We start from the raw sequence: 24,174 nt of genomic DNA, 5'->3' as shown, positions 1-24,174 counted from the left end.
CCTGAAAGTGGGGCTTACGCCCCACGAGATGGATCAGAAATGCATATTGGCGGTGAGCAGGAAGGTTCTTGGCTCGCCCGGATGGTAACGGTATCCGCTCTTGTTAATGGAGGATACATAATCGGTGTCGAACAGGTTATAGACGTTCAGCTGGAAATCGAGATTGCGATTCACACGATAACCCAGCTTGGCGTCGGCGACCCAGTAACCTTCAGTATAAGATGGCGTACCCACGGCGCCGTCCGAACCGCGATGCATACTGCCCACGTAGCGTGCGCCCGCACCAACGGAAATATCATCGGTAGCCTGATACTGGCTCCACAGCGTGAACGCATGTTCCGGCGTATAGGGCAGGGAAGAAGAACCATCCTGAGCAACGTTTTTGCCGCTGTGGATCGTGGCGCGTTGCTGGGTGTATCCCCCAATAACCTGCCATGCGGGGGTAATGTTGCCTGCTACAGAGAGTTCGTAGCCTTCAACGCGTTTCTCCCCGTACTGAGAATATGTTCCGTCGTCGTTCTGCTCTACTTCATTTTCAATATCCGTACGGAAAATCGCGGCGGTTAACAGCAGGCGCTTATCCAGCACCTCCCATTTGGTGCCGATCTCGCTGGTTTTCGCTTTTTGCGGTTTGAAGTCGGTACGGTTTGCGCTGTTACCGGTTCCGCCCTGCGCAAGGGCAAAGTTACTGCCGCCCGGCGGTTGCTGAGAAACGGCATAGTTAATGTAGACATTGCCGTTATCGGTCAGGTGATACAGCGCGCCTGCTTTCCAGTTCACCAGATTGCCTGATTTGGCAGTATCCACGGTCGTAACCGGAGAACCTTTGGCGACGCCTGTCGGACATGCAACTGCACCACGGCCAGAAGCGCCGCAAGCGGTGGCGCTGTCATATTCAGTGCGGTAATTGTCGAGGCGAATACCACCGTTCAGCTCAAACTCACGGGTAATTTGTAACGTATCAAAAGCGTATACGCCAAACGTGTCGGTTTGCCCGTTAGCGTTGGCGCCGTTACGCGATAATCCGCCGATATTCACGTCGCTGTTGGGGTGATAAATATTAACCGGCGGCGGGGTGATCGGGGCTACGCCATAGTTGGTTTGTGTTTCGCGCGTCAGCTCCACACCGGTACTGATGTCGTGACCGATGGACCCGGTATAAAATTTTGAGGTCAGGTTGGTCTGGTTGGTCAGGATTTTGTTACTGACGTCTTTGGTATTTGCCAGGCGTGACCATGTCCAGGTGTCGACGCTGCTGGTGGGTTGCGTAATGTTAGACGCACCGCCCATCACCGCCGTCATCAGATAATCCTGTTTAATACGAGACCAGCGGGTGGTGTTGCGAATCGTGGTGCTGTCGTTCAGATCATGTTCAAAACGCATTGTCGCGGTATCGGTCGTCGAATCGTCGTAATCCGAGTTGGTGCCGTAGAAGTTATGCGTATCCACTTTTCCTGAATGATTCAGTGCAGACGTCCCTGCGGAAGGCGCGGAATATCCCGGCAGGCCGATGGTGGGAATGCCCCCGTCCGGTGTGTTGTGTTGAGTCACGTGCAGATAGTTCAGATACAGTCGGTTCTCAGTGCCTAAGCCAAAAGCGAGAGAGGGGGCCACGCCGTAACGTTCATTCTTCACGTTGTCGCGACCGGCATCATGTGTTTTTTCGCCCATCAGATTTAAGCGTGCGGCGGCGGTGTCGCCGATAGCCTGGTTAATGTCCAGCGTGCCGCGGCGGAACCAGGCGCTGCCGACGCTGGCCGACGCATCGATCCCGGAGTCGGTGCGCGGCTGTTTACTGATCATATTGATGGAACCCGTCGGTGCGCTACGCCCATAATCTGTGCCGGAAGGTCCTTTGATCACTTCGACCTGTTCGGTATTAAAGGTATCGCGCGTGACGCTGCCGATATCACGAACACCGTCTATATAAATACTGTTCGAGGTATCCGCTCCACGCATATAAACCGCATCACCGGTGGTGGAGTTGCCGTTTTCCCCGGCGAAAAACGCGCCAACGCCCGGTACGTTTTTCAGCGCATCGGTCAGATTTGTTGCGCCTTGATCCTTAATCACCTGCTCAGATATCACCGTCATGGTGCGGGTGGTATCCGCCACCGGGCGAGAGAATTTAGGATCGGCAGACTGTGTTGGGGCGTACAACGAAGGTTTGGCCGCTTCAACGACCAACGTATCTTCTTGTTTTTTATCCTGATCGCCTGCGGCGACAGCCTGGGCTACCGGAGACAGGCCAATGCACAGACCGGCAAAAAAAGTCAGTGAATGAAAACTACTGGACGGCAAGTTGCGATTTTTATCCATGTTAATGAGTGGCTTATTATTTTTTAGTAGACGGTTTCACTCACGCGAAGGGACATCTCTGTGGATGTTGTACCCTGCAGGTCTCGCGAAAATGAATGTGTAATTGATAATGATTTTGATAATCATTGCTAATCAGTGAGACGTTTTAGCATTCATTACTTCAAAAATAAATACATTTATTTACATTGGATTCAAAATTCCAACATGGCGGTTACAGTTCACGCAGGGGATATCAGAAAGAAAGGACAGCAAACTGCATTCAGGGCGAATGCAGTTGAGCTGAGGGAGAGTTACTTATAGATAGTTGCTGTACCGTACATCTGATTTTTACCGCCAGCGGAATTAACCACAAAACCTTTCGCGCCTTGCTCTTTTGCTTTTTCTGCCAGCTTACCTTCGAGGTCATCCAGGCTTGATGCTCCGCCCACGGAAATCGTACCGGAGGCTTGTAGTGGACCGGTGGCAGGACTGGTATTGGGCTGTGCAGCAAAAGTCGCAAATGTCATGCCGGTAAGTACGGTAGCGGCAAGGAATGTGAGGCATTTCTTCATGATGATATCCTCTGAGAAACAACAGATCGTGCCTGATAAGTTTAGGTCGTCATTGCAGGGCATTTGCCGCAAAAAATCGACCAACAACAGGCTGTTTTTTGAACGATAGAATTCGCATAAAAAATGAAATTTCCCTGCTGTGTATGTTTACCCCGTGGCGTTATGCGGGTATCTTACGCCGCTGTTAAAAGGAGAATGCTATGCCCCCCCAGAAACCGGGATTACATCCACGCAACCGCCACAATGGCCGTTATGATCTTGCGACGTTATGCCAGGTTACCCCAGAGCTGACGCAATTTCTCACCCTCACGCCAGGCGGCGAGCAGAGTGTTGATTTCGCGAATCCGCAGGCAGTTAAGGCGCTCAATAAAGCACTGCTGGCGCATTATTATGCGGTGGCAAACTGGGATATCCCGGAAGGTTTCCTGTGTCCGCCGGTTCCGGGTCGTGCGGACTACATTCACCATCTGGCCGACCTGTTGGGTGAAACTACCGGAACCATTCCGGCAAATGCGAGCATCCTGGACATAGGCGTAGGGGCAAACTGTATTTACCCGCTGATTGGCGTGCATGAATATGGCTGGCGTTTTACCGGCAGCGAAACCAGTAGCGAAGCGTTTAGCAGCGCTCAGGCAATTATCAATGGCAACCCTGGCTTAACCCGGGCGATTCGTTTGCGTCGTCAGAAAGATGCTTCGGCTATCTTCAATGGCATCATTCACAAAAATGAGCAGTATGAAGCTACATTGTGTAATCCGCCATTCCATGATTCTGCTGCCTCTGCCCGTGCCGGAAGCGAGCGCAAACGCCGCAATCTGGGGCAAGACAAAGATGATGCGCTGAACTTTGGCGGCCAGCAGCAGGAGCTGTGGTGTGAAGGTGGTGAAGTGGCGTTCATCAAAAAAATGATCGCCGAAAGCCAGGCCTTTGGTCGCCAGGTAATGTGGTTCACCACGCTGGTTTCGCGTGGCGAGAATTTGCCTCCGCTGTATCACGCGTTAACGGACGCGGGCGCGGTGAAAGTGGTGAAGAAAGAGATGGCCCAGGGACAAAAGCAGAGCCGCTTTATTGCCTGGACCTTTATGGATAACGATCAGCGTCGCCGTTTTATGGCGCGTCAACGCTAAAGCGTGGGCTCGGTTGGCGGCAGCGGTTCGCTTGCCGCAGGCGTTGGGCCATTCACCGGTGCAGGCAAGACCTGATATGTCTGTACCGGCGCGCGTATGTTCGCCAGATCGAAATATTTCTTCACCTGACTGTCGAGCGCAAAACGTACCGTCCACTGCTTCAGCGGCAGGGTGGTAAATGAGACCCGCAAGGTGAATGCCGTATTGGTTAATCCCACAATCCCGGCGAATGACGGCTCGCCAATGATAAGCCCACGAATATCATCCTTTTCCATCACCGCAGCGACTGCATCCTTCAGCGCCTGATTGGCTTTATCCGCATCTTCATGACGGTCTACATCGTAATTGGCGACGACCGATCCAATTCCACGCACAAAGTTGGCGAAGGTCGTTATCGAGGACCACGGGATGATGTGGTATGCCCCGGTGTCCTGACGCACGCCCACAGAGCGGATGGACATGCGTTCTACCGTGCCGGTTAACGGACCGATAGTGACCAGATCCCCGGTGTTCATCCCATTTTCGAACTGAATAAAGATCCCGGTAATAATATCTTTTACCAGCGTTTGCGAGCCGAAAGAGATCGCCAGCCCCAGCGCCCCGGCACCAGCCAGTAAAGGGGCGATATTGACGCCAATCTCTGACAGCACAATCATAATGGTGATCGTGCTGATGATCACCGCCAGCGCGTTGCGAAATAGCGTCAACAGCGTACGAGTCCGTGCACTGGGCAGCGGGCGACCATGAATATCGGAAGCCAGACGATTTTCAATCAGGCTGGCGAGAATCGTCCAGCCGATGGCGGAGAAGAATAAAATTAGCGCAATACGGATCAGGATATCGACCGTTTTTTCGCCTGCGCCGTAATGCAGCCAGTTCCAGAAGTCGAACAGCCCCCAGGCGTTGAGTAGCAACATAACGGCGACACACACGGTCAGGATCCTGGCCACGCTTAACGCCGTCGACAGCCAGCCATTCAACCTCTTTTGTAGTTCCGGATAGTTGCGCTGGGTATGCGGTGAAAGGGTGATGGTTTTGGCTATCCAGCGGGAAAGCATGCCCGAAACAAAGGCGGCGATCCCGACGATCACCAGGCTGCGCAGCGTAGCGCCCATCATGAATTTCAGGCTGTTGCCGGGATCAAACAGCGAGAAGAAAAACAGCACAATGAAGTAGGCGCTGGCCAGCCAATGCCATACCAACGCAAAAGCGCGAATAAACAGACTGAAAAAAGCGTGGGACCTTTCCGCCAGATTCAGCAAATGCTGCGTTATCTCTTTCTTGTTTCTGAAAATCAGGTACAGCGCCCATAGCGTGATACACAGCATGATGATGACGTTTGCCATCGCGCCGACCTGCACATTGACCTGATTCGAAATAATCGGCACGGCAACGATAAGCCCGTAGCCAATCAGGCTGCTCAATGAACTCAAACGCCGGTTCCAGTAGCGCGCGCCAGCATCCTGAATATTAAATGGCCGCAGCTCTGTCACTGCCGGGCAAAAAATCAGGCGCAAAATGGCCTTAAAAAATTCAATCAGTGCGAAGGCATTGAGAAACAAGCTTTGCTGAAAGGCAATCGTGCGGCTGCCGGCATTCATTTTATCGCTCAGTATTTGCCCGACAAACAATGTCAGCGCCAGCAGCAGTAAATCGATAACGAATGCGCCAACGATCATCGCCGGAAGCTGGAGCCAGTTGCTGCGCTCGCGGTTTTTGCGTCGTGCCCATTGTCCCATTTTGCGATACAGCGGCAGTGCGCACAGGCGAACCAGCCAGAAAAAACCGAACACTGATACCGCCAGCATTAAAAAATGCGCCAGGGCATTGGTGAACGTTTGCGAGTTAAAGGTCTTGTGCGGGGCATCGGTAATATTGCGATAAAGCTGGGCAAAACGGCTGGAGAGGGCTTCACCGTAGTGGCGGGTGACATCCGTGACGTTTTCCAGTACCGTTTTTTCTTCCATTAACGTGGGCGGGACAATGGTCGGCACCGGCTCGGCAGGAGGGGCAGTGGCCACTTTGCGTAACTGACCGATTAGCTCCTGACGCGAGGCGTCATTTTCCAGCACATCAGCCAATGCGCCGTAAGCCGCTTTTTTCTGTTCAATATCCGGTTCTTTCGCCGGTGTGGTTTGCGCATTGGTAGACGTTGGCGTGGTGACGCCAGGAATCGTCACCGCCTGGGTCGGAAGACTCAACAGACAAACAATGATGAACAGGATCCCGCGCATGACTCCTCCCATGAGAAAATAAATTCAAAAGGATAAGTATAGATGTCAGGGCGGGAGAGAATTGAAATGAGAGGATTCTGGTGAAAAACCTCCCTTCGGGAGAAGGGAGGCAGAGCTATCAGGAAACGTGCTGCAAGAATTCCTGTAAGCGTTGGCTGGGCGGATTTTCAATCAGGGCCTGCGGATTACCGTCCTCGGCAATACGACCCTTATCAATGAAAATCAGGCGTGAAGCCACTTTTTCGGCAAAACCGATTTCGTGGGTCACAATCACCATGGTCATCCCTTCTTCCGCCAGATCCTGCATAACTTTCAGCACTTCGTGGCGCAGTTCCGGATCCAGCGCAGAGGTTGGCTCGTCAAACAGCATCATTTTCGGCTTCACCGCCAGCGCACGGGCGATAGCCACACGCTGTTGTTGACCGCCGGACAGCTCAGAAGGGTAGTGATGGGCGCGCTCGGCCAGACCCACTTTCGCCAGCAGTTCTTTGGCCAGTTTTTCCGCCTGTTCTTTATTCGCCCCGCGTACGCGTAGCGGGCCAAACATGACGTTTTCCAGCGCAGTCAGATGCGGGAACAGGTAGAACTGCTGAAACACCATTCCGGCTTCCTGGCGGATTAACCGTTCGTCTACCTTCGGATCGTTCACTTTCAGACCGTCGACGATCAGATCGCCAGAGGTTATCTCTTCCAGTTTGTTAATGCAGCGCAGCAGGGTAGATTTACCGGAGCCAGATGGCCCGATAATGACCACCACTTCACCTTGCTCAATGTTCAGATCAATATTGTGCAGCACCTGGGTTGGACCAAAGTGCTTAGAAACGTTTTTAAATTCAATCACAGGATTTTCATCCTTCTTTCCAGACGACGCAGAATGAAGCTCAGCACCAGCGTAATGATCAGATAGAACACCGCAACGGCGCTCCAGATTTCCAGTGCGCGGAAGTTACCGGCAATGATTTCCTGGCCCTGACGGGTCAGTTCGGCGACGCCAATGACAATAAACAGCGAGGTATCTTTAATGCTGATGATCCACTGGTTGCCCAGCGGCGGCAGCATACGACGCAGCGCGAGAGGTAAAATTACGTGACGGATAGTCTCCGTGCGTGAAAGCCCAAGCGCCAGCCCAGCCTCGCTGAATCCTTTATGGATTGAGAGCACCGCGCCGCGGGTGATTTCCGCAATATAGGCTCCGGAGTTAATCATGATGGTGACAACAGCGGCGCTGAAGGGGTCAATACGCAAATCGTTAAACGCCATTGGCAGGGCGAAGTAAATAAACATCACCTGTACAACAATTGGCGTACCGCGGATGACTTCGATAAAGACCAGCGCTACGTGGTTGGCTATCCAACCGCCGAAGGTACGCGCAAAACCTGCTGCAAGCCCGATAATCAGACCGCCAGCCAGACCGAGGATTGAAATCCACAAGGTCATTTTGGCGCCTTCTATCAAAAGCGGGATGGCGGGCCAGATGGCACTCCAGTCAAACTGCATATGTCGTTCCTGTTACCGTGGTGTAAATATTCAATTGCCCATTTCGCCGGATGCGCTGTGCTTATCCGGCCTACAGGTCTCAAAAATCCAGGCGTAGGCCCGGTAAGCATCGCGCCACCGGGCAACGTTACCGGTTATTATTTAGGTTCAGTACCGAACCATTTTTTGTAGATTTCGTTGTAAGTACCGTTCTCTTTCAGCGTTTTCAGCGCGCCGTTCACTTTCTCACGCAGTGCATCGCTGCCTTTCGGGAAGGCGATACCGTATTGCTGGGCTTCCAGGGAATCACCTACAGCTTTGAACTGACCGTTGCCCGCAGTCTTGATGAAATACAGAATGTTTGGTGTATCGTGCAGTACCGCGTCTGCGCGGTTGGTACCCAGTTCCATATACGCGTTATCAATGTTCGGGAACTGACGCAGGTCTTTGGTTTTGATGTTCGCTTTTGCGTAATCCACTGAGCCGGTACCGCCCTTCACAGCGACGACTTTACCGTCCAGATCTTTTACGCTTTTCACATCGTTATTGTTCGCTTTGACCATCACTAACAGGCCGCTTTTGTAGTAGCCGTCAGAGAAGTCGATGGCTTTTTTACGCTCTTCGGTAATAGTGATACCTGCCAGCGCCAAATCGACGTTTTTAGTTTGCAGAGCCGGGATGATGCCGCTGAAATCCATTGGTTTCAGTTCATAATCCAGCTTTAGTTCTTTGGCGACGGCAGCCCACAGATCCACATCAAAACCAACGTATTTGTCGCCCTGTTTGAATTCAAAGGGAACAAAGGCGGTGTCGGTTGCGACAACGAGTTTCTTATCTGCGGCATGGGAGGACACCGCAAAAGCCAGGGTAAGTGCAGCCAGTGAAACTTTTAATACAGACTTCATAGGATTTCCTTTTATATCCACGGGGCGATCCCCTGCGAGAACATATGGCTTAATGAAAAAATCGTGCCAATTTTGCAACTCATTGTTTTAAAAAGAGGGTGTCTCATTTTGTTGCACAATAAGTAGGGCAAAGCGGGCTGTTTGCACCGTTTCAGGGCACTAATTTGGTGCATGACGGGCGCGGTGCAAACGGTATGACTATTTAGCGTAAAAATTGTTGATAAAACAATCTTTCGTTAACGATTGTGTGAGGTGATTATTACAAATAATTTACTTTGGAGTGACGAATGATCAATGTTATGCACCATAGAGGTGCAAAACCCCCGCAAATGCGAGGGTAATATAGGTATTTCTTATATGTCTGTTATTCGATGTTCGCTTCGATAAACCACAAGAATTTGTCGAGGTCACGGGAAGCCGCAGTGAAGATATCTGCTGTATCCTCATCTTTTGCTTCACTTATCGCTTTACGTACGCTGTTAGCAACCACGGCATAACGTTCGGCCAGCTCTTTTAAGTGGTCCTGTACGTTATGGATATCCAGCGGGTAACTTTTCAGTGGCGTTTTGCTGTTAATAACCTGCGTTGTCCCCAGTGCCACACCGCCTAACTGTACGGCACGCTCAGCCATGGTATCGAGGTGATCGGTCAGTGCAGTCCGGAAACCATCCAGCATTTCATGTACGGCAATGAAGTTTGCGCCGCGCATATTCCAGTGTGCCTGTTTGGTGATCAGTGACAGGTCGATGAATTGGATCACCTGCTGATTCAACAGTTCAACGGTCGCTTTTTTATCGCTGTCTGTTACATCGTTACGGGTATAAAGGAGGGCAGATGCTTTTGTTTTTACCAGTTTTGCGGTACTCATAATCTCATATCCTCTTGATGTTTATGTCCCAAATCTTCAACGAGAATAAGTATAGCGCTAATTTCAGTTTTATTTTTCCGGTGTTACCTATCAGTTTAATAGCGAGGCGAATAAAAATATAAAATACCGATATAAATCAATCTTCTAAGTTATTTTAGTGCGGTGTATTGTTATTATTATGTTAATGCTATGCCTCAGCATAAATAGCGTGCTTCAACGGGAGGTAAAGGGCAATAATAATAGTGGGGATAGATAACAAGATATTCTGCATGATTATGCAAACCATGCAGAATATTGGCAGGTTAATTCACGTCAACTTGCTTAATTTGCGGGTCTTTACGGATGGTGAGCGTAGAGCCCATTGACGCAGCAATAATCGCGCCCAGAGCCAGCGTCTGAATAAACGTCAGCGTTTCCCCGAGGAAAATCATCCCAGACACCGCCGCCAGTGCAGGCTCCATACTCATCAGTGTCCCAAAGGTACGTGTAGGCAGTCGCGTTAATGCGATCATTTCCAGCGAATAGGGGAGCGCAGTAGAGAGGACTGCTACCGCTAAGCCCAACGGGAGAATAGACCAGTGCCACAGCGCATCGCCTGCCTGAATGACGCCAATCGGCACGAAAATTAGCGCTGCGATTAATGAGCCAACTGCGACCGTTGCCGGGCCATGCTCTTCCCCTGCGCGTTGCCCGGTAAGAATATAGATAGCCCAACAGGCGCCAGCACCCAATGCCAGCGCGGCACCGGTTAAATCAACGTGAGAAACGTCCTGACCTAACGGCAGCAGGAACCACAGTCCGAGCACGGCCAGCGCAACCCAAATGAAATCCACCGGACGTCGGGATGAAAACAGCGCTACCGCGAGTGGCCCGGTGAACTCCAGCGCCACGGCAATGCCCAGCGGGACGGTCTGAATTGACAGGTAAAAGAGGTAGTTCATTCCACCCAGAGACAAACCGTAAAACAGCAGGGGAAGACGTTGCTCTTTGGCAAAACGTAAACGCCAGGGTTTAAAGAATGCGATAAGGATGAGCGTTCCCAGCGCGAGGCGCAGGGCGGTAACGCCTGGCGCGCCGACGAGAGGGAACAGCGATTTCGCCAGCGATGCGCCGCTTTGAATAGAGGACATAGCTATCAGCAAAACCAAAATAGGCAACCAGACTGGCGCTTTACGTGACGACCCCGGCATCCTTTCTCCTGTCAAATGATGGTTACACACCTTTCCCCGCGGGACGCCGCAGATTTGCTGCGATGCGCGTGAGTTTGTGTATAGAAAAGTAAAACAGCGAGTGTAATGGAAATACGCTCGGCTGGTTGAGTATTCGTTGAAAAAAAAATTACTGAGATCCGTACAATGGCATGAAAACGATGGATTAATAATCTGCGCGATTAGGAATCATCTGGATGAATATGCCGTGTTGTGCGCGCAATAATGGCATAAATCATTAGAAAAGTGATGTTAATTGAAAGAGATAGCGGGTTTCTGAAACGTTCTGTTACATGAAAAGTTTCGTTAGACATCGCGAATCGCAAAGAGTTTCCCATCAGTTTTTGGTATATTTAAAACTTAAGATTTACTTGAAGCACATTTGAGGTGGTTATGAAAAAAATTGCATGTCTTTCAGCACTGGCCGCTGTTCTGGCTTTCTCCGCAGGTACCGCTGTAGCTGCTACTTCTACCGTTACTGGTGGTTACGCTCAGAGCGATGCTCAGGGCGCAGCGAACAAAATGAACGGTTTCAACCTGAAGTATCGTTACGAGCAGGACAACAGCCCGCTGGGTGTGATCGGTTCCTTCACTTACACTGAAAAAGATCGTACCGACTCGTTTGGCGATTACAACAAAACCCAATACTACGGCATCACTGCAGGTCCAGCTTACCGTCTGAATGACTGGGCAAGCGTCTACGGTGTTGTAGGTGTTGGCTACGGTAAATTCCAGGATGCAGCCTCTCCGGCTGACAAACACGACACCAGTGATTACGGTTTCTCTTATGGTGCCGGTGTGCAGTTCAACCCGATCGAAAACGTTGCTCTGGACTTCTCTTACGAGCAGAGCCGTATTCGTAGCGTTGATGTAGGTACCTGGATCGCGGGTGTTGGTTACCGCTTCTAATCACTTCGGTGATATAAAAAATCCGCCTCCTGAGGCGGATTTTTTTTGCCTGCAATTTGAGCTGTTAACGAGATTTGGTCTCAAAGATGTCGGTACCAAGGTGGTTGTAGTCCACCTTCTGCAGCTTAAAGTTAGTGATATACACAGGTCCGGCTTTTTTCTCAGAGATAAAGCGGTAGCTGTTGGTAATTTCCTCCGCGCTGATCCCCGTCCACTGTGAGAAAAAACTCAGGAAATCATTCGCCGAGCGGCGGGCTTTAATCACCCGATGCGCTTTGTCATCGCTGGACAGTACCATAAAGGGCACCTGGAAGTTCTGCTGGAACTGATCGTCATGCGCCAGGTACTGTACCTCTTTTCCGCGCTCTTTAAAGGCGAGGCCATGATCGGAGAAATAGACCATCGAGAAGCTACTGCCGCTGTTACGTAACTGTTCGTAAAGCTGGCGCAGCAGGTCATCCGTCTGCGTCATGGTGTACAGATAACAGGAGGTCTCTTTCGACTGGACGAATGTGTCGTATTTTCCTTGCGTACGATCGCAGGCCTGCGGATGCGAGCCCATTAAATGCAGTACGATGAGCTGCGGCTGAGTGCGTTCGGTGGCCAGTACCTGGGCGGTCATCTTCAACAGCGCCTCGTCACGGGTGTTTTTGTCCGCTTCGAAATCACCGTTTTTGAGGAACTGAACTTCATCTGCTCGCTTCGCAATGCTGGCGATTGCCGTATCGTATTCACCAATCTGTCCCTGATTGGAAAACCACCACGTCTGGAATCCTGCGCGGTTGGCCAGCGTGACAAAGTTATCCTGGAACTGAGGCTTATTATCGACGACCCGGTTTAGCGTTAAGCCGAGCGATTTTTGCGTAGAACCGCTGGCGGCAATGTAATCCGCGAAGATATAGCCGTTAACCGAGCTGGCAAACGGGGTGTTATCCCAGTGGCCGCCAAATGCCCCTAACGCATCGCGGCGGGCGCTTTCGCCGATCACCACCATGTAGGTGTGATACTTCGGCTTCACGGCGGTTACCGTCCAGCTGTCTTTCACGCTCGACAGCTTAGCCATGCGCTCTTGCTCGTCTAGCACTTCGTTATTGTTGACGATAACGTCCTTGGCAAAGCGGAAAACCGGGTAACCGGTATCTTTTAACTTGAAAACGCCGCCCCATGCCAGGTTTTGTACCGGAGTAACAAAGAATGCAACGATGCTGAACAGCAAGCACAGGCTGTCGTACTTGTTCCAGCGACGTTTCTGCTCGTCTTTTTTACGCCGTACGGCGATAACGCCGAGCGCAAAAATAAACACGCCAACCAGATAATTGTACCAGGGGAAGATAGTCAGGATTTCGGTCGACTCTTCCATGTTGGTCGAATGCAGCGCCAACAACGTATTAAAGTTTGGCGAGCCGTAAGCCTGGCCGAACGGAAAGTACATTGCCGCAATCAGCGAGCAAATGCCAATCAGCACTTTCTGCGCGCGCGGCGCACTGCGCCACATCAGCATTAATATACAGGTGAAAGCAATGCTATAGAGCAGGCTAAGCGGATAGCCCAGCGCAAGGTTGATCAGCAGAGACTGTAAGAAATAGAGGCCAGTCCACGGACTAATCGCCCGGCTACGAGCAATGATTGAATCTTTGAGGGTTAAATTCATATGCCACTGTTACAAAAACGCCATGTGCTTACCCTGGCGCTAAGGGTCATTGCCTGCCTGAGAGAGCGAGAAGAGGGAATGGGTCCGCATCCGCGAGCCGCAATATATGCAGGGCTGCGAAAAGATAGAGTGTGTACAAGAGAAGGTCAACTACTACAAAGAAATTGTTTTGCGAGGGACGTGGCAAAACTGACAAAAAGAAGGGTTATTGGTACGAAAACGATCGCCCTATTCGGGTGACGGCAGGAAAAAGCAGCGGCGTACCGCGACGCCGCATTATTTTGCTGAGGATTTATCCTGCTCTGGTTTGCTGTTAATCATGTCACACAGCATAGAGATCAGCATCAACCGTACTTTAAAGGGAGAGTGGCTAAACACGCGTATACACCTCTTAAATTCATTCATATAAACCTCCTGACTTCACGATCCCATCAGTCCTTGAGGGATGTCTTTATTATATACAGATATAGCACAGGCTATATTATATAGCTATTGCTAAAACGTTAATTTTTTGTGCCCGCGCAACTCTGGTTTACAATGAACGCTCTCTAATCAGATGCCGTTAACGCGTCACAGTAACGAGGAAGCAGAATGAGTCGTCGCGCAGGTACGCCAACAACAAAAAAAGTGACGCAATTGGTGAATGTCGAAGAACACGTTGAAGGATTTCGTCAGGTTCGGGAGGCGCATCGCCGCGAGCTGATTGATGACTACGTAGAGCTGATTTCCGATCTCATTATTGAGGTGGGGGAGGCGCGCCAGGTTGATATGGCCGCGCGGCTTGGGGTTTCCCAGCCGACGGTTGCCAAAATGCTTAAGCGCCTTGCTTCAGTCGGGTTGATTGAAATGATTCCCTGGCGGGGTGTGTTTTTAACCGCTGAAGGTGAACGACTGGCTCAGGAGAGTCGGGAGCGTCATCAGATCGTGGAAAATTTCCTGTTGATGTTAGGTATCAGCCCGGAAATTGCCCGTCGCGACGCGGAGGGAATGGAGCATCACGTCAGTAAGGAAACGCTGGAGGCTTTTAGCCGGTTTACGCAACAGCAAGGAACAGGCTCTGAATGAGTTTCCCTTTACTACGCGCTTTGCAGCGCGATCGCTTTTTCCAGCTGTTAATCATCGTCGGGGTTGCACTGAGTCTGTTCACGCCATTTGCGCCCCGTCTGTGGCCGGGGGCCATTGACTGGCACACGATTATTACGCTTAGCGGCCTGATGTTACTGACCAAAGGCGTGGAGCTCAGCGGCTATTTTGATGTGTTAGGGCGCAAGATGACCCGCAGCTTCAATACTGAACGCCAGTTGGCGATATTTATGGTGCTGGCGGCGGCGCTGCTGTCGACGTTTCTGACCAATGATGTGGCGCTATTTATTGTTGTTCCGCTGACGATCACCCTGAAAAAATTGTGCGCTATTCCGGTGAATCGCCTGATTATCTTTGAGGCGCTGGCGGTTAACGCCGGATCGTTGCTGACGCCAATAGGTAACCCGCAAAACATTCTGATGTGGGGGCGTTCTGGCTTGTCATTTGCCGCGTTTACCTGGCAAATGGCGCCGCTTGCGGGAGCCATGATGCTAACGCTGGTGGTGCTGTGCTGGTTCAGTTTCCCGAATAAAGCATTGCATTATCACACCGGTACGTCCGCGCCTGACTGGCAACCGCGTCTGGTGTGGAGCTGTCTGGCGCTGTATATCATCTTCCTGGCGGCACTGGAGTTAAAACAAGAGCTGTGGGGTCTGGCGATCGTCGCCGCAGGGTTCATGGTGCTGGCTCGCCGCGTGATCCTCAGCGTTGACTGGACGTTGCTATTAGTGTTTATGGCGATGTTTATTGATGTGCACTTACTGACGCAACTCCCGGCCTTGCAGGGGATTACCCACCAGATTGACACGCTTTCAGCGCCGGGGCTGTGGTTGACGGCCATTGGCCTGTCGCAGTTTATCAGTAATGTTCCCAGTACGATTTTGCTGCTGAACTACGTCCCGCCGACGCTGCTGCTGGCCTGGGCGGTCAATGTGGGTGGCTTTGGGCTGTTGCCGGGATCGCTGGCGAATCTTATTGCTTTACGCATGGCAAACGACCGCCGGATCTGGTGGCGTTTCCATTGGTATTCGGTGCCGATGCTGATATGGGCGGCGCTGGTGGGGTATGGTTTGTTACTGATGATGTAATTGATGTGGTGTGCCGGATGGCGGCTGGCGCCTAATCGGGCCTACAGTGTTGGTAGGCCCGATAAGCGTAGCGCCATCGGGCATGTATAGCAGATTAGTTCAGACGAACCGGCATACCAGAACGGTTCTGTACCGCCTGCTCAACGACGGCCTGATCGACGTCAGACTGACCGGTGATGCTGGTAATGCTCTTATTCAGCGTAATTGGTACGATTTCCCCGCCTTCAAACTGTGCTTCAGTAGTAGACAGTGGGTTATGTACCTCGATGTAACGGCTGCCGTCTGGTTCGGTAGTGGCTTTTACCGGCTCATCGATAAACTGTACGCGGGTGCCGACCGGCACATTTTCAAACAGGAACTTGATGTCGTCGTTACGCAGACGCACGCAACCGTGGCTGACGCGTAAGCCGACGCCGAAGTTAGCATTGGTACCGTGGATGGCGTACAGACGACCGATATACAGTGCGTACAGACCCATCGGGTTATCCGGACCTGCCGGAACAACGGCTGGCAGTGGTTCACCCGCAGCGCGGTATTCCGCATGCATTTTCGCCGTAGGCGTCCAGGTTGGGCCCGCTTTTTTACGTTCTACTTTGGTGGTCCAGTTGATTGGCGTGTCTTTGCCCAACTGGCCGATACCGATCGGCAGAACAATGACGGTGTTAGTGCCTTTCGGGTAGTAGTACAGACGCATTTCGGCGCTGTTAATCACAATACCTTCATGCACGGTATCCGGCAGGATCAACTGCTGAGGAATGTTCAGCACGGTGCCGCCTTTCGGCAGGAAGGTATCCACGCCTGGGTTAGCTTCCAGCATGTTAGACAGACCCATCTGATACTCTGCCGCAAAATATTCCAGCGGTTGGGTGTTGCCTTCAGGAATCGTGATGACCTGGTTTTGGCCAATCAAACGGCTGCCATCGGTAGGCAGCGGGTACGTGACGGCAGAAGCGGTGTTACAAAAACCAACTATTGCGAGTGCCGCCGCGAAAAGCGTTGTTAATTTCATATTCATGTTCATGTATGCGAGATTCAGTGCCAGGCAGGCTAGTGGGTTGAGATTTATGTAGTGTTGGGCACGCATTATATGTGCATTCTGAGCAACAAGGAATTCGGATGTGTACTAAATCACATTTTTTTCCTTTTGCTTTCACTTTATCTGTGCAGCATGAACGGCGCGATCTTATTGCAGAATTATGGCATAATAAGCGGTTTGTCACATATTTCTTTCTCTTTCAGGATACGCCAGTGTTAGTTTCCAGCAACGTCACCATGCAGTTCGGCAGTAAGCCGCTGTTTGAAAATATTTCCGTCAAATTTGGCGGCGGCAACCGTTACGGCCTGATTGGCGCGAACGGTAGCGGTAAATCCACTTTTATGAAAATTCTCGGCGGCGACCTCGAACCGACGCTGGGCAACGTTTCCCTCGATCCGAATGAGCGCATCGGTAAGTTGCGTCAGGATCAATTCGCCTTTGAAGAATTCACCGTGCTTGACACTGTCATCATGGGTCACGGTGAACTGTGGGAAGTGAAGCAGGAGCGCGATCGCATTTATGCGCTGGCCGAGATGAGCGAAGAAGACGGCTATAAAGTGGCTGACCTCGAAGTTCAGTATGGCGAAATGGACGGCTATTCTGCGGAAGCGCGTGCGGGTGAACTGCTGCTGGGCGTCGGTATTCCGGTAGAGCAGCATTACGGCCCGATGAGTGAAGTCGCCCCCGGCTGGAAACTGCGTGTGCTTCTGGCACAGGCGCTGTTCTCTAACCCGGACATTCTGCTGCTCGACGAACCAACCAACAACCTGGATATCGACACCATCCGCTGGCTCGAGCAGACGCTCAATGAGCGTGACAGCACCATGATCATCATTTCGCACGACCGTCACTTCCTGAACATGGTCTGTACGCACATGGCGGATCTGGACTACGGCGAACTGCGTGTTTATCCGGGCAACTACGACGAATACATGACGGCGGCAACTCAGGCGCGTGAACGTCTGCTGGCCGATAACGCCAAGAAGAAAGCACAGATTGCCGATCTGCAATCCTTCGTCAGCCGCTTTAGCGCCAACGCGTCTAAATCTCGTCAGGCGACCTCTCGTGCGCGCCAGATTGATAAGATCAAGCTCGACGAAGTGAAAGCGTCCAGCCGTCAGAACCCGTTCATCCGCTTCGAACAGGATAAGAAACTGTTCCGTAACGCGCTGGAAGTGGAAGCGCTGGCGAAAGGTTTTGATGAAGGCCCGCTGTTTAAAAACTTCAACCTGCTGCTGGAAGTGGGGGAGAAGGTTGCCATCATTGGTGCCAACGGTGTGGGTAAATCCACTATGCTGAAAACGTTGGTTGGCGATTTGCGGCCGGACAACGGTACCGTGAAGTGGTCTGAAAACGCCCAGGTCGGTTACTACGCGCAGGATCATGAATACGAGTTTGAAAACGATCTGACCGTTTTCGAATGGATGAGCCAGTGGAAACAAGAAGGCGATGATGAGCAGGTTGTGCGCAGTTTCCTTGGCCGTCTGCTGTTCAGCCAGGACGATATCAAGAAACCTGCAAAAGTGCTCTCCGGTGGTGAAAAAGGACGCATGCTGTTCGGTAAGCTGATGATGCAGAAACCGAATATCCTGGTGATGGATGAACCGACCAACCACCTGGATATGGAATCTATCGAGTCGCTGAACATGGCGCTGGAAATGTATCAGGGCACGCTGATCTTTGTTTCTCACGACCGTGAGTTCGTTAGTTCCCTGGCGACCCGCGTGATTGAGATTACGCCGGAACGCGTGATCGACTTCACCGGCAACTACGAAGATTACCTGCGTAGTAAAGGTATTGACGGTTAATTTACCCGTCGTCTTTCGTGTTACAGGTGTGTTGGCTGCACCTGTTCACCCCGGTCACTTACTTATGTAAGCTCCCGGGGATTTACAGGCTGGCCGCCTTCCTGTAACGCGAAATACTTTGGGAAAATTGTGTAAGCTACATATTAAATAATCCCCAGTGCGCGTTTACCGTGGATATTCAAATCCTCCAGCGTAAAGCGTCCTTCCCAGTTACTTTCATAATCTTCACGCGGGAAATCACCCGGCGAGGCGCCTTTTTCCAGCGCAGCTTTCACTTTGTGAGCGTAGGCCAGATTCTTTTCGCACATCGGTGCGGCAGGGATATACATCACGTTGCCCCAACCCTGTTGATTCTCAACCGGCGCAACGGAATGGATCACATCACAATGCCACCACACTGAGTCTCCGGCTTCCAGTTGTGGAATGCTGGTTAGCGCTTCAATCAGCAGCGGATGCCATTGCGCGGAAATCGGCAGCACTCTGCCGGGCGCTACGCCGCAAAGCTCATCTTCCGGCACATCGTCAAGCAATGGGCGTAACAACACATACGCCATCGCTTCAGGAATAGGAACCACGTGCAACAATCCCTGACCTGGCAGCATATCGGACAGCGCAGTCCAGCCCTGGAAGGTACGGAAGACTGAACATTTGGTGGTGTTATCCACCGTGTACTCTTCTACTTCGGTGCGATGCGCAGCCTGCCATGGATCGTAATCGTCCAGCTTACCATTGAAAACATGAGCAAAGACCTGCTGATACGCAGGCAGCAGCCAGCGTTCCAGCGCGCCGGAATCCGTATGCGCCCCGAGACCTTTGGACGTCGTTCCCGGCGGGCGACGGCGGATACGGTCAGGATAGATTACGCTGACATCCGGGTTAAACCACTGTTTACCTTGACTTTCAAAGGTCCACAGGCGATTGAGGAACGACTGCGCGTTAGCCATCTCTTCACTCTGGCGGGCCTGCATTTGCGCCTGTGACCAGTAGATTGGGTAAATTTCAGGCCGTGATGCGCTCAGGGTGCCGAAGAAGTTATCGCCGGGCCCTTTGTAGACGTCATCAAAATGGTTGCGATCCAGGTAATCGAGCATCGACTGATCCCATGCCAGCGCCTGTTCGCGGGGGAAATGCCCTTTAATGACCACGCATCCGCGACGCTTAATTTCTTCACGCTGCTCTGCGCTCACGCGACCCGCTTTGATATCTGCATAGGACAACACAGGCCATACCGGGGAGCCTTGTGCTTTGAGGGCGTTGATTTCCGCCACGCGGGTGGCAATGGCATCGCTCAGTTGATTGAAGATCAACTGAACATCTCCAAGCTGTGCCCGCAGTTGCTGCTTCATCTGACGGATTGCCGCTTTGTGATCGGCGGGCAACGTGTCGCTGGTAAAAGTAAAAGCCATAACCACCTCGCATTAACTTTCATTCGAAACTAAATTTGATTTCAAATGACAATATAAGTTAAAAATAAGTTAATGCAAGTTTAAAAACCTGCTGGTGTGCGCAAAATGGAAAAAGAGTGAAAACCGGGATAAGGGATACCCCGGCTGGCAGGATTAGACGTTAAAAGGCGAAGTGTTATCCAGTACCGCCTGAATCACGTTCAGCGCGCCCTGATGGTTATTATCGTCGGTCTGATAGCGGGCAATAAATTTGATGTTCTCGGCTGCATTAGCCATGGCGAAAGAGTAGTGCGCCATCTTCAGCATTTCCGCGTCGTTGCCGCTATCGCCGATGGCGACGACGTTTTGTGGCGACAGGTTCCAGCGTTTTAGCAGGCGGCTGATCCCGTTGGCCTTATGTAAGCCGGGAATAATCAGGTCGATAAATCCAAAGCCGCTGGTGACGGGCTTCATAATGCCGTCGAGAGCAGTATGCAGATGATCGATAACCAGCGGGATTTGCTGATCAGGCAGATTCAGCGAGAACTTGAACAGCACATCATCAATGTCCTGATAATCCTTTACGGGTTTCAGGCGATGATAATGTTTTGCCATCAACGCGACAAAGGACTCTGGGGCATTTTCGCTGACATAGGCGCTTTGCAGTCCACAGGCCACAAAGTTGAGCTGCTTATCTTTGAGCAATTCGCCAATGACAATGCGTGATTCGTGGCGCGTAAGCTCACCGTGAAACAGTTGTTTGCCATGTTCAAACACCAGCGCCCCGTTCTCGGCGACAAAAGAGATCTCATCTTTGAGTTGCGGGAAAAAGGAGATTAGCTGGTAATACTGGTTGCCGCTGGCCACGACAAATTCAATATCTCGTTTTTTCAGTTCCTGATACTGCGCCATAAAGCGTGCACGATCGTATTGCTTGGCGTCGTCGAGAAAAGTTCCGTCCATATCAGTGACGATAACTTTGATGGTCATACTTGCTCCTGGCTCATAACTGCGACCAGAAACATTCTAATAACAATGTGACCTGTAGCACAAATTTAATTTCGAATGAAAGTAAAAAGCCGGGTGGCAGCTTCGCCTTACCCGGCTAAAGGGAGAGTATGTAGGCCCGGTAAGCGCAGCGTCACCGGGCGGGGGTTACAGCATATGTTCAGTGCGCGCGATGATATCGTCCTGCGCATCCGGAGACAGAGCGGTGAAGAAGGCGGAATAACCTGCGACACGCACCACCAGGTCACGGTACTGATCCGGGTGTTTTTTGGCTTCCAGCAGCGTTTCACGAGAAACGATGTTGTACTGAATATGCCAACCTTTGTGCTCTTCAAAGAAGGTACGCAGCAGAATCATCAGCTTTTGTTTATCAGACTCATTTTCCAGCGTGGCCGGGTTCAGCTTCTGGTTTAACAGCACGCCGCCGAGGATCGAACCGGTAGGCAGTTTACCCACCGAGCCAATGACCGCCGTTGGGCCGAGATGGTCCGTACCGGAGGCCGGGCTGGCGCCTTCTGCCAGTGGAGTATGCGCTTTACGGCCGTCCGGCGTTGCCATGGTTGCCGCGCCGAATGGTACGTTTGCGGAGATAGACGAGGTCCCGGCGTAGTAGTTGCCGCCAACCGGACCACGGCCGTAACGCGGGTTGTGATACTGTTTCAGCTCGTTGATATAGGTCTGATAAGCGCGAGCCAGCAGCGCATCAACGCTATCGTCATCGTTGCCGTATTTTGGCGCGCCGTTGATCAGGCGTTGACGCAACTGCTCGTGGGTCAGACCATCAAAATCATCAGCCAGCGCGGCGGCCAGCTGTTGTTGGCCGATAACCCCCTGCTCGAAGACCAGTTTTTTCACTGCTGCCAGGCTGTTGCCGAGGTTGGCGATACCCACCTGCAGACCAGATACCCAGTCATACTTCGCACCGCCTTGTTTAATGCTTTTCGCTCGTTCAATACAGTCATCTACCAGCGCGGAGCACAGAATATCGTGTACGTTTTCTTCCAGCATGGTGTCGACGACATACTCTATTTCGATAGATTTGCGCGTGTAGTAGCGGATCTGTGTATCCCAGGCGTCCATCACTTCATCGAAATTATTGAAGTTGCCGGCTGAGAGCGCTTTCTCCTGCGGCAGGAATACCTTGCCGCTGGTGGCATCGCGTCCGCCTTCCAGCGCCGCCAGCATCACGCGGGCAAAGTTAATAAAGCTCATGCCGGTGCAGCGGTAGCCCCATTTGCCGCCGACGGCGGTTTCGATGCAACCAATAGCCGCGTAGTCATAGGCGTCCTGCGGTTCAATGCCCAGCTTAATGAATTCAGGTATGACGATTTCGTCGTTGTTAAAGGCTGGCATCCCGAAGCCGCAGCGGATCACCTGCACGCAGGCATCCAGGAAGTCATTACTCATCCCCGCGTGATAACGCACGCTGAGGTTTGGTTGGGTAGAGCGCAGTCGGCCACAGGACTCCAGAATGGCGTAGGAAAGTGGATTGACGGCATCCATCGCCTGACCGTTGACCAGATTCTGACCACCAATGGTGACGTTCTGATACAGCGGGCTGCCCGCCGAGGCTTTCGAGTGGGAGCCGGAGCGAATTTTGTTCACTTCCAGCAATTTCAGCCAGCAGCTATGCAACAGCTCAATGGCGTGCTCGCGGTCGAGACTCTGGTTCAGTTCTACGTCACGACGGTAGAAAGGATAGAGGTACTGATCCATACGGCCAAACGATACTGAGTGACCGTTCGATTCAATTTGCAGGATCAACTGAATGAAATAGCACAGCTGCAACGCCTGCCAGAAGGTTTTTGGCGGCTCATGGGCAATCACATCGCAGTTTTCCGCCATGGTCAGCAGTTCATCACGGCGGCTGGCGCGCGTTTCTGCGGATGCCATTGTACGCGCCAGCGCGGCAAAGCGCTCAATGTGCAGACTGACGGCCTCCAGCACAATATCAATCGCTTTCAGGAACTGATCGCCATGGAGGTCTTCCAGACAAGTCAGATCGATGCGGGAACGACGTTCATCGACTTTGTGGCGCAGGCCGTCGAGACCTTTTTCCAGCAACAGCGGGAAGTTCACCGCCAGGTGTGCGTCGCCGGAGGTCATATTACCTTCAGCTTTGATAATGCCGGTTTCCAGTAGGCCTTTTTGTTCGTCGGTAAACATACCGTAACAGCGATCCTGTACGGTCTGACCGCGCCACCATGGGCATACTTCGTGCAATACGCGCTTGTTCTCTTCGCTAACCGCGAAACCTGCGCCAGGCCTGTCGGCGAGATCGTCGATCTCTTTTTCAATCCAGGAGACGGTGTATTCCGGGAAGATTGGCGCGGCGCGTACTTCGCTTGCCTGGTTACCGATGATCAGCTCGTCATGTTTGATCCAGATAGTGCGTTCCGCCAGGTGATGAGCCAGCGCCAGCGCACGGCGTACCGGGATGGGTTTATCCAGATGCTGCTGGTACATCTCGGTATAGTGCTGGGCGCGCTCGGTACAAACCGGCGGTTTCACGATGTGGATCAGGGCCGTTTTATGCGCGTTGATACGGTCGCTGAGTGTGTCCAGTTTCAGAGTGGTCATGGCGATTATCCTCGTAGGGTCGCGGTTAAACCTTTAAGGCTGGCGTACTGCTGGGCAAATTCGAGCAGCGCAGGAGCTTCAAGCGGTTTATCCGGGGCGTTGTAGGGTTGATTGAGTAAGTGGTATTTGTTGATGCCCAGCGTGTGGTAGGGCAAAAAATGGATCTCTCCGACGTGGAGTTCGTCGGCGGCAAAATCGGTAATGGCCTGAATAGCCGCTTCGTCAGCGTTGAATCCCTGAATCAGCGGGACGCGGATAATTATTTTTTTACCGGCGGCGGCCAGTTTTTTCAGGTTTTCCAGCACGCGAGAGGCGCTGCCATCGGTCCATTGTTTAAACGGCGCGTCGGCGACATGTTTTAAATCGGCCAGGAACAGATCAACGTAGGGTAATGACGGCTCAATATACTTCCACGGAACATGCAGACAGGTCTCTACTGCCGTATGAATGCCCGCCTCGTGGCTGGCCTGGAACAATTCAGCCGCCAGCTCTGGCTGCATAAACGGTTCGCCGCCGGAAAGAGTGAGGCCCCCTCCGCTGCGGTCGTAAAACGGTTTGTCACGCAGGACGGTCGCCATGATGTCATCCACGCTTTTTATCTCCCCACAGACGGTCAGTGCCTGGGTCGGACAGCAGTGGGTCAGCGCCGTAATGGCCTCATCCGTCAGTTTTTCACGGTGAATAAGCAGACCATTCAACGCACGTTCAACCACTGCCGGTGCAGCCTGCGCGCACAGTTCGCAACCATCAAGGCACAGACGTGCGTCATAGAGCAGATCCTGCGTCCGGGCGCGGCTCTCCGGATTCTGGCACCACCGACAGCCCAGGGAACATCCCTTAAGGAACACCACGGTGCGGATACCGGGACCATCATGAGTGGAATAGCGCTGGATATTGAAAATCATAAGCGGCCTCATTTCTTTCGTATAAAGATTAAA

At 52.0% G+C, this 24,174-nt stretch carries 20 protein-coding genes; 5 read left to right on the top strand and 15 right to left on the bottom strand.

The window, feature by feature from the left end; translation table 11 throughout:
• Nucleotides 1-33 precede the first annotated feature (33 nt).
• Together I6L54_RS17845 and mcbA are read right to left on the bottom strand one after the other, a co-directional pair.
• Nucleotides 34-2,319, bottom strand: a complete 2,286-nt coding sequence (locus tag I6L54_RS17845; RefSeq protein ID WP_040230432.1) for a catecholate siderophore receptor Fiu — start codon at nt 2,317-2,319, stop codon at nt 34-36.
• Nucleotides 2,320-2,609: 290 nt separating this feature from the next.
• A complete protein-coding gene (gene mcbA, locus I6L54_RS17840) occupies nt 2,610-2,870 on the bottom strand; it encodes a DUF1471 family periplasmic protein McbA (RefSeq protein ID WP_040230433.1) in 261 nt (86 codons plus the stop codon).
• A gap of 200 nt (nt 2,871-3,070) precedes the next feature.
• On the opposite strand from mcbA, the gene rlmF reads away from it, so the two are divergent.
• The gene (gene rlmF / locus I6L54_RS17835) at nt 3,071-3,997 is read left to right on the top strand and encodes a 23S rRNA (adenine(1618)-N(6))-methyltransferase RlmF (RefSeq protein WP_005123691.1); all 927 of its coding nucleotides are present in this window, start codon (nt 3,071-3,073) and stop codon (nt 3,995-3,997) included.
• Here rlmF and ybiO read toward each other — a convergent pair.
• The 6 genes from ybiO to rhtA all read right to left on the bottom strand — a co-directional run bounded on the left by ybiO (nt 3,994) and on the right by rhtA (nt 10,670).
• Nucleotides 3,994-6,231, bottom strand: coding sequence for a mechanosensitive channel protein (gene ybiO, locus I6L54_RS17830; RefSeq protein ID WP_040230436.1), 2,238 nt, complete (start codon nt 6,229-6,231; stop codon nt 3,994-3,996). The two genes, rlmF and ybiO, sit on opposite strands and share 4 nt — an antisense overlap.
• Nucleotides 6,232-6,349: 118 nt before the next feature.
• The gene (glnQ, locus tag I6L54_RS17825) at nt 6,350-7,072 is read right to left on the bottom strand and encodes a glutamine ABC transporter ATP-binding protein GlnQ (RefSeq protein ID WP_005123686.1); all 723 of its coding nucleotides are present in this window, start codon (nt 7,070-7,072) and stop codon (nt 6,350-6,352) included.
• Entirely contained in the window at nt 7,069-7,728 is a 660-nt protein-coding gene (gene glnP, locus I6L54_RS17820; RefSeq protein WP_005123684.1) for a glutamine ABC transporter permease GlnP, read from the bottom strand. Before glnP ends, glnQ begins: the two co-directional genes overlap by 4 nt.
• A 137-nt stretch (nt 7,729-7,865) precedes the next feature.
• Complete coding sequence (gene glnH / locus I6L54_RS17815; protein WP_005123681.1) at nt 7,866-8,612, bottom strand: glutamine ABC transporter substrate-binding protein GlnH; 747 nt, start codon at nt 8,610-8,612, stop codon at nt 7,866-7,868.
• Between the two features lie 364 nt (nt 8,613-8,976).
• Complete coding sequence (gene dps / locus I6L54_RS17810; protein ID WP_005123679.1) at nt 8,977-9,480, bottom strand: DNA starvation/stationary phase protection protein Dps; 504 nt, start codon at nt 9,478-9,480, stop codon at nt 8,977-8,979.
• 302 nt (nt 9,481-9,782) lie between these two features.
• On the bottom strand, nt 9,783-10,670 hold the full coding sequence (gene rhtA / locus I6L54_RS17805) for a threonine/homoserine exporter RhtA (RefSeq protein WP_005123676.1): 888 nt from the start codon (nt 10,668-10,670) through the stop codon (nt 9,783-9,785).
• A 411-nt stretch (nt 10,671-11,081) separates the two neighbouring features.
• Between rhtA and ompX the strand changes: the two genes are divergently transcribed.
• Nucleotides 11,082-11,597, top strand: a complete 516-nt coding sequence (gene ompX / locus I6L54_RS17800) for an outer membrane protein OmpX (protein ID WP_005123672.1) — start codon at nt 11,082-11,084, stop codon at nt 11,595-11,597.
• A gap of 64 nt (nt 11,598-11,661) precedes the next feature.
• Here ompX and I6L54_RS17795 read toward each other — a convergent pair whose 3' ends face one another.
• On the bottom strand, nt 11,662-13,248 hold the full coding sequence (locus tag I6L54_RS17795) for a phosphoethanolamine transferase (protein ID WP_040230439.1): 1,587 nt from the start codon (nt 13,246-13,248) through the stop codon (nt 11,662-11,664).
• A 276-nt stretch (nt 13,249-13,524) separates the two neighbouring features.
• Complete coding sequence (mntS, locus tag I6L54_RS17790; RefSeq protein WP_005123669.1) at nt 13,525-13,653, bottom strand: manganase accumulation protein MntS; 129 nt, start codon at nt 13,651-13,653, stop codon at nt 13,525-13,527.
• Between the two features lie 186 nt (nt 13,654-13,839).
• Between mntS and mntR the strand changes: the two genes are divergently transcribed.
• Entirely contained in the window at nt 13,840-14,313 is a 474-nt protein-coding gene (gene mntR / locus I6L54_RS17785) for a manganese-binding transcriptional regulator MntR (protein WP_003035264.1), read from the top strand.
• A complete protein-coding gene (locus I6L54_RS17780) occupies nt 14,310-15,419 on the top strand; it encodes an anion transporter (RefSeq protein WP_040230443.1) in 1,110 nt (369 codons plus the stop codon). Before mntR ends, I6L54_RS17780 begins: the two co-directional genes overlap by 4 nt.
• Nucleotides 15,420-15,513: 94 nt before the next feature.
• On the opposite strand, the gene ldtB is transcribed toward I6L54_RS17780, so the two are convergent.
• On the bottom strand, nt 15,514-16,434 hold the full coding sequence (gene ldtB / locus I6L54_RS17775; protein WP_003035268.1) for a L,D-transpeptidase: 921 nt from the start codon (nt 16,432-16,434) through the stop codon (nt 15,514-15,516).
• Nucleotides 16,435-16,667: 233 nt separating this feature from the next.
• On the opposite strand from ldtB, the gene I6L54_RS17770 reads away from it, so the two are divergent.
• Nucleotides 16,668-18,263, top strand: coding sequence for an ABC-F family ATPase (locus tag I6L54_RS17770; RefSeq protein ID WP_040230520.1), 1,596 nt, complete (start codon nt 16,668-16,670; stop codon nt 18,261-18,263).
• A gap of 143 nt (nt 18,264-18,406) precedes the next feature.
• Here the strand turns inward: I6L54_RS17770 and I6L54_RS17765 are convergent, their stop codons facing one another.
• The 4 genes from I6L54_RS17765 to I6L54_RS17750 all read right to left on the bottom strand — a co-directional run bounded on the left by I6L54_RS17765 (nt 18,407) and on the right by I6L54_RS17750 (nt 24,141).
• Nucleotides 18,407-19,669 carry a DUF1479 domain-containing protein gene (locus I6L54_RS17765; RefSeq protein ID WP_040230444.1) on the bottom strand — a complete coding sequence of 421 codons (1,263 nt, stop codon included), beginning with the start codon at nt 19,667-19,669 and terminating at the stop codon, nt 18,407-18,409.
• Nucleotides 19,670-19,822: 153 nt separating this feature from the next.
• Nucleotides 19,823-20,638, bottom strand: a complete 816-nt coding sequence (locus I6L54_RS17760; protein ID WP_040230446.1) for a Cof-type HAD-IIB family hydrolase — start codon at nt 20,636-20,638, stop codon at nt 19,823-19,825.
• A gap of 165 nt (nt 20,639-20,803) precedes the next feature.
• Nucleotides 20,804-23,236 carry a glycyl radical protein gene (locus tag I6L54_RS17755; RefSeq protein ID WP_005123654.1) on the bottom strand — a complete coding sequence of 811 codons (2,433 nt, stop codon included), beginning with the start codon at nt 23,234-23,236 and terminating at the stop codon, nt 20,804-20,806.
• 5 nt (nt 23,237-23,241) lie between these two features.
• Nucleotides 23,242-24,141 (bottom strand): glycyl-radical enzyme activating protein, encoded by a 900-nt coding sequence (locus tag I6L54_RS17750; protein WP_040230447.1) that lies wholly within the window; start codon nt 24,139-24,141, stop codon nt 23,242-23,244.
• Between the last annotated feature and the right edge of the window lie 33 nt (nt 24,142-24,174).

Origin of the sequence: Citrobacter pasteurii (genome assembly GCF_019047765.1) — a bacterium.
In the GTDB taxonomy this organism is placed as follows: Bacteria; Pseudomonadota; Gammaproteobacteria; order Enterobacterales; family Enterobacteriaceae; genus Citrobacter; species Citrobacter pasteurii.
Note: the sequence above shows the minus strand (reverse complement) of the source record. Positions and strands in the feature narration are given on the sequence as shown.

Excerpts from the sequence above, each read along its gene's own strand:
- I6L54_RS17845 (WP_040230432.1), bottom strand. The coding sequence starts at position 2,319 with ATGGATAAAAATCGCAACTTGCCGTCCAGTAGTTTTCATTCACTGACT.
- mcbA (WP_040230433.1), bottom strand. The coding sequence starts at position 2,870 with ATGAAGAAATGCCTCACATTCCTTGCCGCTACCGTACTTACCGGCATG.
- rlmF (WP_005123691.1), top strand. The coding sequence starts at position 3,071 with ATGCCCCCCCAGAAACCGGGATTACATCCACGCAACCGCCACAATGGC.
- ybiO (WP_040230436.1), bottom strand. The coding sequence starts at position 6,231 with ATGCGCGGGATCCTGTTCATCATTGTTTGTCTGTTGAGTCTTCCGACC.
- glnP (WP_005123684.1), bottom strand. The coding sequence starts at position 7,728 with ATGCAGTTTGACTGGAGTGCCATCTGGCCCGCCATCCCGCTTTTGATA.
- glnH (WP_005123681.1), bottom strand. The coding sequence starts at position 8,612 with ATGAAGTCTGTATTAAAAGTTTCACTGGCTGCACTTACCCTGGCTTTT.
- dps (WP_005123679.1), bottom strand. The coding sequence starts at position 9,480 with ATGAGTACCGCAAAACTGGTAAAAACAAAAGCATCTGCCCTCCTTTAT.
- rhtA (WP_005123676.1), bottom strand. The coding sequence starts at position 10,670 with ATGCCGGGGTCGTCACGTAAAGCGCCAGTCTGGTTGCCTATTTTGGTT.
- ompX (WP_005123672.1), top strand. The coding sequence starts at position 11,082 with ATGAAAAAAATTGCATGTCTTTCAGCACTGGCCGCTGTTCTGGCTTTC.
- I6L54_RS17795 (WP_040230439.1), bottom strand. The coding sequence starts at position 13,248 with ATGAATTTAACCCTCAAAGATTCAATCATTGCTCGTAGCCGGGCGATT.
- mntS (WP_005123669.1), bottom strand. The coding sequence starts at position 13,653 with ATGAATGAATTTAAGAGGTGTATACGCGTGTTTAGCCACTCTCCCTTT.
- mntR (WP_003035264.1), top strand. The coding sequence starts at position 13,840 with ATGAGTCGTCGCGCAGGTACGCCAACAACAAAAAAAGTGACGCAATTG.
- I6L54_RS17780 (WP_040230443.1), top strand. The coding sequence starts at position 14,310 with ATGAGTTTCCCTTTACTACGCGCTTTGCAGCGCGATCGCTTTTTCCAG.
- ldtB (WP_003035268.1), bottom strand. The coding sequence starts at position 16,434 with ATGAATATGAAATTAACAACGCTTTTCGCGGCGGCACTCGCAATAGTT.
- I6L54_RS17765 (WP_040230444.1), bottom strand. The coding sequence starts at position 19,669 with ATGGCTTTTACTTTTACCAGCGACACGTTGCCCGCCGATCACAAAGCG.
- I6L54_RS17760 (WP_040230446.1), bottom strand. The coding sequence starts at position 20,638 with ATGACCATCAAAGTTATCGTCACTGATATGGACGGAACTTTTCTCGAC.
- I6L54_RS17755 (WP_005123654.1), bottom strand. The coding sequence starts at position 23,236 with ATGACCACTCTGAAACTGGACACACTCAGCGACCGTATCAACGCGCAT.
- I6L54_RS17750 (WP_040230447.1), bottom strand. The coding sequence starts at position 24,141 with ATGATTTTCAATATCCAGCGCTATTCCACTCATGATGGTCCCGGTATC.